At 59.5% G+C, this 12,601-nt stretch carries 8 protein-coding genes; 5 read left to right on the forward strand and 3 right to left on the reverse strand.

The window, feature by feature from the left end:
- Positions 1 to 1,071: 1,071 nt before the first annotated feature.
- The gene (locus LOC68_RS07415) at positions 1,072 to 2,631 is read right to left on the reverse strand and encodes an ABC transporter permease (RefSeq protein ID WP_230217290.1); all 1,560 of its coding nucleotides are present in this window, start codon (positions 2,629 to 2,631) and stop codon (positions 1,072 to 1,074) included.
- A gap of 67 nt (positions 2,632 to 2,698) precedes the next feature.
- Positions 2,699 to 2,980 carry an acylphosphatase gene (locus LOC68_RS07420; protein ID WP_230217292.1) on the reverse strand — a complete coding sequence of 94 codons (282 nt, stop codon included), beginning with the start codon at positions 2,978 to 2,980 and terminating at the stop codon, positions 2,699 to 2,701.
- A 207-nt stretch (positions 2,981 to 3,187) separates the two neighbouring features.
- Here LOC68_RS07420 and LOC68_RS07425 point away from each other — a divergent pair, with 207 nt between their 5' ends.
- Complete coding sequence (locus LOC68_RS07425) at positions 3,188 to 4,285, forward strand: hypothetical protein (protein ID WP_230217294.1); 1,098 nt, start codon at positions 3,188 to 3,190, stop codon at positions 4,283 to 4,285.
- On the opposite strand, the gene LOC68_RS07430 is transcribed toward LOC68_RS07425, so the two are convergent.
- The gene (locus LOC68_RS07430) at positions 4,251 to 4,724 is read right to left on the reverse strand and encodes an NUDIX hydrolase (RefSeq protein ID WP_230217296.1); all 474 of its coding nucleotides are present in this window, start codon (positions 4,722 to 4,724) and stop codon (positions 4,251 to 4,253) included. The two genes, LOC68_RS07425 and LOC68_RS07430, sit on opposite strands and share 35 nt — an antisense overlap.
- 140 nt (positions 4,725 to 4,864) lie before the next feature.
- Here LOC68_RS07430 and ftsH point away from each other — a divergent pair, with 140 nt between their 5' ends.
- The 4 genes from ftsH to LOC68_RS07450 all read left to right on the forward strand — a co-directional run bounded on the left by ftsH (position 4,865) and on the right by LOC68_RS07450 (position 12,593).
- Positions 4,865 to 6,910 (forward strand): ATP-dependent zinc metalloprotease FtsH, encoded by a 2,046-nt coding sequence (ftsH, locus tag LOC68_RS07435; protein ID WP_390623352.1) that lies wholly within the window; start codon positions 4,865 to 4,867, stop codon positions 6,908 to 6,910.
- Positions 6,911 to 6,922: 12 nt separating this feature from the next.
- A complete protein-coding gene (rsgA, locus tag LOC68_RS07440) occupies positions 6,923 to 8,050 on the forward strand; it encodes a ribosome small subunit-dependent GTPase A (protein WP_230217298.1) in 1,128 nt (375 codons plus the stop codon).
- Positions 8,051 to 8,284: 234 nt separating this feature from the next.
- Positions 8,285 to 10,948, forward strand: coding sequence for a serine/threonine-protein kinase (locus LOC68_RS07445; RefSeq protein WP_230217300.1), 2,664 nt, complete (start codon positions 8,285 to 8,287; stop codon positions 10,946 to 10,948).
- Positions 10,949 to 11,033: 85 nt separating this feature from the next.
- Positions 11,034 to 12,593: an ABC transporter substrate-binding protein gene (locus LOC68_RS07450; RefSeq protein WP_230217302.1), complete on the forward strand. Its 1,560-nt coding sequence runs from the start codon at positions 11,034 to 11,036 to the stop codon at positions 12,591 to 12,593.
- The last annotated feature ends 8 nt before the right edge of the window (positions 12,594 to 12,601 follow it).

Below are 12,601 nucleotides of genomic sequence, written 5' to 3' on the forward strand. Positions count from 1 at the left end.
GAAATGTGAGAAAGAAAAGATGAATCACGTTTACTGAAGGCTTCCCCAGAAGGGGGGAAAAGGCTCTAGGATGTCACGAGAGATCAAGCAGGTTTTGTGCCATATTTTGAAATTTTGTTTAGGCGGCGAAGTCGTCCATGCGGGAAGAGAGAGCAGTTCGCTGAAAACGGCGTTAATCGCAGCGGTTCTGCGAATTTGATTTCGGCTGCGAAAAGTTTTTGGTTGATGTCCGAAAGGCGTATGTGAATGCTGCGCGACTCAGCATGCTCGCCAAAAGTTGCGGCGATGCACGATTCCAGCTCGTTCTTTTGGGTGGAGATAAGTTGCCGAGCGATAGCTCGGATCTCGATGACGAAAGTATCAAGGCGCGAATTGAGAAGTACTCACCAAGATAGAGCAGTCTTCGCGCAAACGCTTCTCGCTTATTGCTGTCTTCTTCTCATTCTGTGATTCCGAGAAATTTTTTCTGACGTGAAGCGAACGTGCTCGCGTCGCACACGATCGGCGCCACTAATCATCGTAGCGCAGGTTTTGGTTACTTGTTGCACGCGCGTCGGCGTCGCATGCCGCGGGCGGCCATCACGCGCAGGTCCCGGGCGGAGTTGCAATAATACGACAGGTCGCCTCTCATGCGGCTACGCGAAGGAGACGACATTCGCGTGGAGTCGCTCACCGACAAGCAGCGGAGTTGCGACGCGCTGGTTCAGCCAGATGGAGCCGTGACGCTGATTTTGCTCGGTCGGGTCTAAGCGGCGGGGCTGACGCTGCCGGAGCTGCCGAGCAACGTGGAGAAGGCGTATCGGGCCTGCTATCGCGTCCCGGCGATAACGATCTGTGCGACGAAGCTGGCCGACAGGTAAGCCGATACTAGCCCGAGGCGCGAGCCGAGGGAAGGCGGTCAGCACTAGCAATGAAGACGCTAGTCCTTTGCATCCCGAAACAACCGTCCGACTCTTGCGCGACAGTTCCATGCACAGTCGCTCGGCTCGCGCCTCGGGGGAGTGGTGGATCATGAAAAAAGGACGCTGCGACTGCAGCGTCCTTTTTGAGTTTACGTTTCGCGGGTTCGGCTTACGCCAGGTCGCGATCTTCAAACAGGATCAGCGCCAGGAACATCGCCATCAAGCTGTAGAGGATGGCGAACAGGGCCGAGAGGCCGATGTACTCCATTGGGACTTCACGGCCTGCGGAGATGGCGCCGTAGATTTCAAAGTTTTCTAGCACCGGCAAGATGGTCGCGAGTAAGCCGGCGACGAACTTCACCGGTTCAAACCCTTGTGCCGAGACCTGCATGATGGCCGGCGTGAGGTGACCCATCGCGTAGACGCCGAAGGTGATCAGGAAGTTGGCGATCATCGGCAAGCGAGTCGAGATCGCGACGCTGACCGACGCGAGGACGACCGTTTCGAGGAAGACGAGGACGACGCCGGGGACGACGTCAACCGTTTCTTCGTGCAGCAGCTGCCAGCTGATCCCCTTTTCGCCGAAACGTTCGTACTCGAAGGTGGCGCCTTCGCGGGAGTCGAACATCGGCTTGCTGGCCACGGCCGGCAAGAAGAAGAGGGTGATCATCACGAACAGGACCGCGACGACGCCGACGATCCCGAGGAACTTCCCAATAATGAACTGGCGACGGCTGACCGGCTTCGAGAGCAAGGTCAACGCGGTCTTCCCTTCAATTTCATCCGAGATCGACGTGCTGGAGGCCCAGATCGCCACGACCATCCCCAGGATCAACATCACCTGCAGGCCGGTGTGCTTGAGCACCTTGATGTCTTCGCCGAAGGTCTGATAGGGCAAGTAAATCGCCACGACCATGAACAAGCAGCCGATCACGGCGCAGAGCATGAAGAGCAACTGCGAGATTTCGGAAGTGGCCGTCGCTTCGGAAATCGCGGCGGTCTTCGGGAAGAACATCGAGTAAGCGAAGTAGATGAAGTAGAGCGAAGCGACGATCAGCGCGGTCTGGAAAATCGAAACCGCTTCGACATGCTCCGGTTCGATCGTGACCGTCATGATCGCTTCGATCGGCTGGTCGGTATCGTTGCGAGCGTAGAACTCAACCATCTGTCCCGGCGGCAGCTTGCGGGAGAGGAACGCCTTGTCGCCGCGCGACCATTGCCAGGCCGAGCCTTCGCGAATCGTGTAGGCCGCGACGTCTTCCGGTTCGCCGACGATGCGCGCGACCAGGTCAAAACGTTCGGTCGAGCTGATTTCGAGCTTCGACAGTTCGTCGGAGTCGACCGTGATGTTGAGCGGAACAGCCGGCACGGTGCCGTCGTCGTTCAGCTTGGTCAGGGCGGGAACTTCAATTTTGTGTTCGGTGGAGCCGGCGTACGGGAGTCGCCGCAGCGAGTTGAGAATCGACATCGGCTCTTGCACGGCGAAGGTTCCCAAAATGCCGATGGCCGCCCAGATGAGCATCACCATCGTGATCGGGAAGAGAATCGAGCCGCGGAGCGCTTCGGTGCAGCGATCGGCGTACTTCGGTGCGATCGCCTTCAAAATCGACCAGGCGACGAAGACGACCAGGCCGCCCAAGATGACGCCGATCCCAAAAAGCCAAAGCGAGGTAACCCAGTGGCCGAAGTTCTTCGACGACATGTGGAAAAATGCGAGAAGTGGCGTCATAACGCGTCGTATCGTCCTGAGCTTGAGAGAAGATAACGGGGGATGAGAAGCGATTCAGTCTCGGGATTTATTCTCGGATGTCGAATGAGGCGAACTCGCCGGTGGCTTCGCTCGTCTCGATCGTTCGTTCAGCGATAAAGTCTTCCATCTGGTCGGAGATGTGATACGCCAACTGGCGGCACGTCTCCGGATCCCCTTCGACCAGCAAACGGACCGAGCCGTCCGGGCGATTCTCGACGAATCCGACGACGGGATAGCGGCGGGCGATATTTAACGCCGTCGCGCGAAAACCGACTCCCTGTACGCGACCCACGAAAATCGTCTCGTGTCGCACCCAGTTGCCATTCATTTCGCAGCACTCGTGCCAGCTTGAAGCGTGGAAAGCCTCAATATAATTGCGACGCGTCTGGATTGCTAGTAGCCGAACCAAGCCGGAAGTTGTTGTCATCAAACGGGTTGTGCGGATTTTAGTGAAATTCTCTTCACAATTGCCCGTTCACCGGGGGGGCAAACTGCAATTGACGCGCAGGGGGCAGGTCGATAGCCTCCGACCCCCATGAAACGCATACTCTTCATCTTGTTGTTGTCGGTGGCCTTCACTTCCCCCGCTGTTAGCCAGGAGGGGTGGATCGGACCGACGCGCGGCGTCTTATTGCTGCAAAACGGCAATACGATTTCGGGCGCGATTACGGTTTCCGGCGACTCGTATGTCGTTGCGATCAACGAGGATGCGGTGATTCGCGTCCCTACCAAGTCGGTGCAGCATCGCTGCTCCTCCTTGGCCGAGGCGCACCGGTACCGCTGCGGACAAGTATCGTTGGATACGATCGCCGGGCGGCTAGAGATCGCGCAGTGGTGCATTCGGGCCGAACTTTTTTCGGAAGCGGACGAACACTTGCAGTGGGTCGAGCGATCGGAGCCTGATAATCAGCTCGCGCAACTGTCGCGGCGGCGACTCGATTCGTTGACCAAACGCCCCGAAATCGCGATGGCTTCGGCGGTGGAAACGGTTCCGGCCGAGAACCTGCCGGACGTGATTAGCGACAAGCAGCTCGAAGATTTCGCCAAGCAGTTTCACCCGCAAGCGGCGGGGCAATTCGCGACGATCGTGCAGCCGGTTTTGCTGAACGCCTGCTCGGCGTCGGCGTGCCATGGTCCGGCGTCGCCCTCCGATTACAAGCTGATCCAAAGCGGCGGCCAGGGGGTGATGCCCCGCCGTTTAACGCTCCGCAACATGATGGCGACCTACGAAGTCGCCCAGGTCAAGAACGGCTCGATCCCCCTGCTGGAAGTCCTGTACGACACCCACGGCGGCCGGATCAATACGAAGACGAACGCGTGGCCCCGTCAGTTGGCCGCGCTGCGAGCTTGGGCCCAGTCGGTTCAGCCGCGCGGCAACATGCGTCCGCTGCAGAACGACTTCAAGCAGGTCGGCTATCAAGACGTGCTGACGCCAATTCCTTCGGCGGCCCCGCCGCAGAATACGCTGCCGGTTCCGATGCAGCTTCCGGTTCGTTTGCAGCAGGCCCCCGCTCAGACTCCGGTCGCGGCGCCGGCGCAATCCGCTCCGCAATCTAGCGGAGGATATCAACCGCGGGATCCGTTCGATCCAGAGGTCTTCAACCGTCGGCAAGCGGGACAAATGGGTCGCTAAATCCAGCGATCGTGAACTTCGCCAATTTCCAGGCGGTCAGAAACTCGTGGTTGCTCGGCAACAGGTCGGCATGCGCGTGCAGCTGGGTCGGATGCAGCCAAAAAAATTCGGCCACTTCCTCTTCGTTGATTTGGAGCTGAGCGTCAGCGGCAATGTCGGCGGACCACCAGGCGACTTCGGTTCCCCAAGATGTCTGGCTGTGCCAGATTTTTTGCTGCGGGAAACACATGACTCCCATTTCTTCGGCAATCTCGCGGACGACGGCGTCATGTTCGGTCTCGTCGGGGAGAATGCCGCCGCCGGGAAAGCATAGTTTGCCGGGCGCAGCCACTTTCTGAGAGCGGCGAATCACCAGAAGTCGCTGCTGGCGAACGATCACGGCGACAGCCGCTTTGCGGCGAACAGGCGTAGTTTGCGGATTATATGGCGGCGAACTCATGTTGTTCATAGTCTTGGGGGTGGGCAACATGATATGCAAAAGGTAAGAATACTGATGGTTTTGCGGCAATTCGCGCCGTATCCTGCACGTCAGTCCTACCGCGTTTCATTACATTCCTTGGTCCCCGTAAGGGAAAACGGATGGCGGAACAGCCAAACGATCCAAATCAAGAGAACCCGAAGAACGAGCCCTCGCAAGGAGGATTCCGCCCTCAGTTCAGCATCTTTGTCGTGATGTTGGTCCTGGCGGTGCTGGTCGTCATGCTTTTGGCGTCCCCCGGCGGCTCGAATCGCGGGCTGATTTCCTATTCGCAATTCGAGGAGCAAGTCAAAGATCATAACGTGAAAGACGTTTTGATCGACGAGGCGCAAATCACCGGCGAATTTGTGAAGACCGTGCATGCCCGTGAACAACAGGCTAACGGCAAGTGGATCGAGAAGAAAGATAAAGAAGGAAACCCGATCGAGCTTCCGTCGAAGTTTCGGGTCAATATCCGCGCCGGCGACGCCGTCGTCGACAACACGGCCAAGTTGTTAACCGACAACAGCATTGAGTTCGCCTACAAAGAGCAGAACCACAGCATGGTCATCCTCGGGGTGATCTTTGCGCTGTTGCCGCTGGTGGTGCTGCTGTTAATTTGGAACAGCTTCCGTCGCAGCCGTGATCAGATCATGGGGGGCGGTTTCCTCTCGGGTTTCAGCAAGAGCCCGGCCAAGAAGTACGAAGCGAATCGCCGCGCCGTCACGTTTAACGACGTCGCCGGACTGGAAGGGGTCAAAAGCGATCTGCAAGAGATCGTCGACTTCTTGCGCAAGCCCGAAAAGTTCCAGCGTCTCGGCGGCCAGGTGCCGAAAGGGGTGCTGCTGGTCGGTCCTCCCGGTACCGGCAAGACATTGCTCGCCCGCGCAATCGCCGGCGAAGCAGGCGTGCCGTTCTATTCGGTGAGCGGCTCTGAATTCATCCAGATGTTCGTCGGCGTCGGCGCCAGCCGCGTTCGCGATTTGTTCAAGACCGCCAAAGACAATTCGCCGTCGATCGTCTTCATTGACGAAATCGACGCCGTCGGTCGTCAGCGCGGCGCCGGTCTCGGCGGCGGACATGACGAACGGGAACAAACCCTCAACCAGATCCTGAGCGAGATGGACGGCTTCTCGCAAGGCGAGACGGTGATCGTGATCGCCGCGACCAACCGTCCTGACGTGCTCGATCCGGCCCTCTTGCGTCCGGGCCGTTTCGATCGTCACATCACGGTCGATCGTCCGAGCCTCAAAGGTCGCTTGGAGATCTTCAAGGTCCACGTCCGCAACGTTCCGCTGGCCGATGACGTTTCGATGGAACGTTTGGCGGCAGGCTCCGTTGGTTTGACCGGCGCTGACATTCGCAATCTGATTAACGAAGCGGCCCTCTGGGCGACCCGTCAAGACAAGACGGAAGTCCACATGACCGACTTTGAATACGCCCGCGACAAAATCTTGATGGGGGCTCGCCGTGAAGAGGCGCTGGTCGCTCGCGAGAAAGAAAAGACCGCCTATCACGAAGCGGGACATGCGCTGCTCGCGTGGCTGCTCCCCGGCGTCGATCGTTTGCACAAGGTGACGGTGATTCCGCGCGGCCGGGCTCTCGGCGTGACGCAGACGTTGCCCGAAGAAGAGCGAATGAATGTCAGCGAAAGCGAACTGCGCGATAAGCTCGCATTTATTCTGGGTGGCCGCGCCGCCGAGAAGATCGCCTACGAAGAACTGAGCGCCGGCGCCGAGAACGACCTGGAACGGGCGACCAAAATGGTCCGCCGCATGGTGACCCAGTGGGGCATGAGCGAACGGATCGGTCCGGTTAGCTACAAGATGTCGGGCGAAGATCCGTTCCTGGGACGCGAAATGCATGAGTCGCGTCAGTTCAGCGAACATACGATGCAAGTGATCGACGAAGAAATCGCCCGCATCCTGCACGACGCCGCGCAACGCGCCTATGACATCTTGCACAAGAACAGGGACAAGCTCGAAGCCTTGACCAAAGAACTGTGCGAGAAGGAAGAGTTGTCGGACGTCGAGATCACCGAGCTGATCGGCCCGTCGGTCCATGCGTTGCGCAAAAAGGATCAGGACGGAATTCCACTCGAATCGAGCAACGGCATGCCCGGCGTCGAAGCGCCGCCGCGCGCCCAAGCCGAAGCCGAAGAGGCGTAATCGCAGGTTCTTATGGCGAAGCGCGGCTCCAAAAAGTTTCGCACTGAATTTCGTAAGAATCGATCGACGCGCGTCCGCGACTCCGACCTGACGCGCCAGTTCGCCAAAGACGAACTGAACCATGACAAGCTCGCCTCGGCCGAGCGTTTGTCGGGTAAGGGAGATCTGACGCGTAAGCGGACGATTCATGGCGCGACCGAAGGAGACGACGGCGAGCTGCAAATCGACTTCGACCCGGCCGAATGTCTGCAAGGGCGCGTGTTGCGCGTTCGCGGTCTGAATAGCGAAGTCGAAGTCGAAAGCGGTCAGATCTATCAGTGCGCCACGCGGCGACTGTTAAAAACCCTCTCGACCGATCAGCGGCATGTGGTCGCCGCAGGGGATCGCGTCTGGATTCGTCCGGCCGACAATCACGAAGGGATTATCGAAAGCATCGAGGCCCGTTACGGCATTCTCTGTCGCGCGAGTAAGGGGCGACAACATGTGATCGTCGCCAACGTCGATCAACTGCTGATCGTCGCCAGCGCCGCCGAGCCTTACCTGAAGCCGAACCTGATCGACCGCTATCTGATCACCGCCGAGAAGGCCGGGATCACTCCGATTATCTGCATCAATAAAGTCGACCTGATTGAGCCGGCCGACCTGCAGCCGCTGGTCGGCGTGTACGGTCAGATGGGATACCAGGTGATCTTGCTCTCGGCGACTCAGGGAATCGGCGTCGAGCGACTGCGGGCCGTGGTGCGCAACCGGGCGAGCGTCCTCTCGGGACAAAGTGGCGTCGGCAAGTCGACGATTTTGAACGCCATCGAGCCGGGGCTGAACTTGCGGGTTGGTCACGTCAGCGAAACGACTGACAAAGGGCGGCATACGACGACGACGGCCAGCCTTGTTCCGTTGGCGGCCGGGGGCCATGTGGTCGACACTCCGGGGATTCGCCAGTTCCAGCTTTGGGACGTGATTCCGGAGGAGGTCGCCGGTTTTTTCCGCGACGTGCGTCCCTTTATTACGGGTTGTCGCTTCCCCGATTGCTCGCATACGCACGAAGAGGGGTGCGGCGTCAAAGGGGCCGTTGCGGACGGTTTTCTCGACGTTCGCCGGTACGAAAGCTATTGCCAGATCCACGCCGGCGACCTGGTTTAACGCGTCTTGGGCGATCAGCGGCCGAATGAGCGGCATGATCCGCGCAATTGGCATCGTCGTTTTTTGGGCGCAAGGTTTTTTCGTAAGTCATTAGTAGACGAGACATTCGGTTGACGATTAGGGCCGTCTGTCTAGAATCAGCTAAGGATGCATGTCGCTTCAGTCTCGTCGTGTGCGGCATGATTTCGCTTTTCCTGAATAACAGCCTCACTTATCTCGAGGTAAGTAGCGGTCGTGGACTCCAAGTCGTCCGACGCCAATCTGTCGCAAGACCTGACTTCATCGAGCACGCCTGTGCCGAGCGAGATGAAGCCGTCGACTGCGCGCGAAATGCCGTCGACCACGGCGCCTGAGATGTTGATGATGACGGAGGAGCAAGCGACCGTCATCTCGGCCCGCGATCGCGCCGAGCGAAACGGCGGTTCGACGATTCGCCCGATCAACAGCGCCTGGCTCCGCAACGATCTGGTCGGCCAGACGCTGGGGCACTTCGAGCTGCGCGAGTTTATCGGCGCCGGCGGCATGGGCGCCGTCTTCCGCGGTTTCGATACGCTGCTGGGACGCGAAGTCGCAATCAAGGTGCTCTCACGCGAGAACAACGGCAGCGAAGAGACGGTTCGCCGTTTCCGTAACGAAGCCCAAAGCGCCGCGCGTCTCGATCACCCGAATATTGCCCGGGTCTATTTCGTCGGTACCGACAACGATTGGAACTACATCGTTTTCGAGTACATCGAAGGGCACAACATCCGCGATCTGGTCGATCGGGATGGACCGCTGCCGGTCGAACAGGCGCTTGATTACGCCTTGCAAATCGCCGAGGCGCTGCATCACGCATCGCAGCGTGACATCGTTCATCGCGACATCAAGCCGTCGAACATCCTGATCAATTCCGCTGGCACGGCGAAGCTGGTCGACATGGGGCTCGCCCGGTTGCACCAGGTCGACGATGAAGATGGCGACTTGACCGCCAGCGGCGTAACGCTCGGCACGTTCGACTACATCTCGCCGGAACAGGCCCGCGATCCCCGCCTGGCGGACGTTCGTAGCGACCTTTATTCACTCGGCTGTACCCTCTATTACATGTTGACCGGTCGTCCGCCGTTTCCGGAAGGGACGGTGCTGCAAAAGCTGCTCAGCCATAGCAGCGATGAGCCGCTCGATCCGCGCGAACTGCGCGACGACTTGCCCGACGAAATCATGGTGCTGCTGGGCGGACTGACGGCGAAGAATCCGCAAGATCGCTATCAGACTCCGGCCGAGTTCATCGCCGAGATGCTTCTCTTCTGCGAAGACTTGGGGATGCGTCTGCAGCATGGGGGCGGAATGACGATCGCTGCGGACGTCCAGCCGCCGACCATCGTCGAGCGTCATTTCCCCTGGGTGGCGCCGATTCTGGCTTTCGTCGCGATATTTTTTGTGATGGACGCCGTCTGGTCGGCTCGCAGCAGCAACAACCTGTTGCCGCCGCTCAGCTTTCAGGATCAAAGCGGATACCGAACGGCCTCCAGTCCGAACGGCGCCGCGGCGGTCGCTCCGCTTCGTAACGATCGCGAGATTGCGGCGATTCCGGATCGTCCCGATCCGATGAGTCCCTCGCCAAGTCCGATGACGTCGCCGCCGCCCAGCGAAGCCAATCCGCTGGAGGATCCGCTCTCGCCGTTGCCGATGATCATGCCGCCGGCCGCGGTTGATATGCCGAACGTGAAGGTGGTCAGCGTCGCCAGCGCGGCGCAGATTTACGACGCGGTCACCAAGGCGAAGCTCGACCCGCGGATCGATACGATCGAGTTGCGGTTTAACGGCCCGGTCAAAATCGACTCGCCGCTCCTCTTGGAAGGGGACGCCGAGACCGAAAAGATCACAATGCGAGCCGCGATCGGCTTTGCGCCGGAACTGACCCTCTCGATCCATGCGATGTCGATGTATCGCAACATGATTCGAGTCGGTCGCGTGCAGGCGTTGTTCGAGGGGCTGGCCTTCCGTTTGGAGACGACCGACGCATCGGTCGATCCGGGCTGCTTGTTCTTGCTTGAAACCGGCGGCTCGATCAAAACCACTCGCTGCACATTTACCGTCGCGGCCCCGGCCAACATGGCGGTGCTGCCGGCCGTCTTCCGACGTCCGTTGGCGATCGCGATGACTCCGGCGACCAGCACCGAGGTGATGATGTACCGCCCCCCGTCGATCACCCTGGTCGATACGACGATCCGCGGGGAGACGGATGTCGTCCATATCGATCAGGCGTCGCAGTTGAAATTCGATTGGCAGAACGGTTTGCTGGCGATCTCCGGCGTGCTGCTCGACTCCCAGGGTTCGACCAAGGCGTCGACCGACTTGATCGACGTCCGTTTGAATCGGGTGACCGCCGCCGCGGCGAAGGGGCTGTTCCGGCTGGAAAGTTCGACCGAGTTTCCGGAGCAGCGCGACGTGGAAGCGACTCTGACCGACTGCATCGTCCGCTGGTCGCCGAGCGAAGCGATGGTGCTGCAATACGATCGAGCCCCGAGTGCGAAGCTGACCGACCTGAATTCGGTCCGCTTCAAAGGGGACAACAACTTCTACGATTTGACGAGCAGCCTTCGCCAGATCTTCTGGGAAAAGAAGACCCGTTTGGAGATCGAGGCGCTGAACGCCGAGAAGTGGGGCGCCGCGGTCGAAGGGGACAAGTTCGCCAAGCGGGATCCGATCACGTGGGCGAAGTCGCTGGAGAGTTTGCCCCCCTATTCGCAGCGTCTGCTGAGCGACTATCGTCTGGATGCGGAAGCGGAAGGGAATTACGCTTACGACAAAAAGGTCGGCGGCGAAATCGCCGGCGCCGACTTTGCGAAACTGCCGAAATTTCCTGCTGACGCGGCGGCGGCAAGTAGCGCCGGAACTTCTACCAGCGAACTCCCGTAATTCTCCTCGGCGCGGGGTGTGACCGCGGCGCAAATCGCGCTAGAATACGTTCCCCAGCCCCGAACGCAGTTAATCGAAAGAACGTATGCGCTCGCTTCTTCTTTGTTTGATTCTGTCGACGCTCGTTGGATGCGGCGGACCGGCCGCTCCGAGCAACATCTTGATCTATGGCCGTGGCGACGACGCTGATCGTTTGGACCCGATCCAGACCGATATCGGCGAGTCGGTCAAAGTGATGTGCAACCTGTACGACACGCTGGTGACGTACGATGATGAGACGCTTGATATCGTCCCGAGCCTGGCCGAGTCGTGGACGACTAGCGACGACGGGCTCGAGTGGACGTTTCACCTGCGCGATGGGGTGACGTTTCATGACGGGACTCCGTTTGACGCCGACGCCGTCGTCTTTTCGCTGGAGCGATTGACCAAGCCGGACCATCCGTTCGTCTTTGATCCGGTGATCCCGTACGCTCAGAGCTTTGAAGCGATCGAGTCGGTCACGGCGGTTGATCCGCGCACGGTCAAGATTCGCCTAAAGCGTCCCACCGCCCCCTTTTTGACGACGATGGCGATGTTCCCGGCCAGCATCGTCAGTCCGACGGCGGTCAAAAAATACGAGGCCGATTTCTGGAAGCATCCGGTCGGGACCGGTCCGTTCAAGTTCGACTCGTGGAACGTCAATCAGCAGTTGACCCTGCTGTCGTTTGACGACCATTGGCGCGGGCGGCCGGAGATCGACGGCGTCATCTTTTTGCCGGTCGGCGAAAGTGCGGTGCGGGTCAAACAACTGCTCCGCGGCGAAATCGACATCGCCGACAACTTGCCCCCGGCCGAGATCGATGCGCTCGCCACGAACCCGGACGTCGTCGTGCAGGAAAAGGAAGGGATGAACACCGCCTACCTGACGATGAACAACGACAAGGCGCCGCTCGATGACTTGCGAATTCGGGAGGCGATCTGGTACGCGATCGATCGCGATCAGCTGATCAAGTCGGCCTACGCCGGGCACGCGGCCAAAGCGGTGACGCTGGTCCCGCCATCGCTGTGGGGAAGCCATGCCGACCTGGCCGATCGGAAGTACGATCCCGAAAAAGCGAAGCAGCTGCTGGCCGAAGCGGCGGCCGACGGCGTGAAGATGCCGATCAAGTTGCAACTGTTTGTGATGACCGACCCGCGTCCTTACATGCAGCAGCCGCGACAGACGGCGATCTTTATCAAGGACGCGCTCGCCAAGGTCGGCATCGAGACCGAAATCGTCACCAACGAGAACTCGCAGCATTTCCGTCGCATGACCCGCGGCGAGCATCAGTTGGGATTGGCCGGCTGGACCGCCGACATGCCGGATCCCGACAACTTTCTCTACACGCTGCTCGATCCCGACAACATCAACGACGTCGGCGGCAACAACATGAGTCGTTACCGCAGCCAGAAGGTGCATGACCTGCTGGCCCAAGCGAAGACCGAGATGGACCAGGAGAAACGGATCGAGCTGTATCGTCAGGCGCAGGAGCAAATCTTCGCCGACGTGCCGCTGTTGCCGCTCGTTCATACCTCGGTGCGCAGCGTGCAGGGAAAAGCGGTCTCCGGCTTTCTGCTCCATCCTTCGTCGCTGACTCGTTTGCGACTAACGAAGTTGAACCGCTAGACGAAGGT

Source organism: Blastopirellula sediminis (assembly GCF_020966755.1).
Taxonomy (GTDB): domain Bacteria; phylum Planctomycetota; class Planctomycetia; order Pirellulales; family Pirellulaceae; genus Blastopirellula; species Blastopirellula sediminis.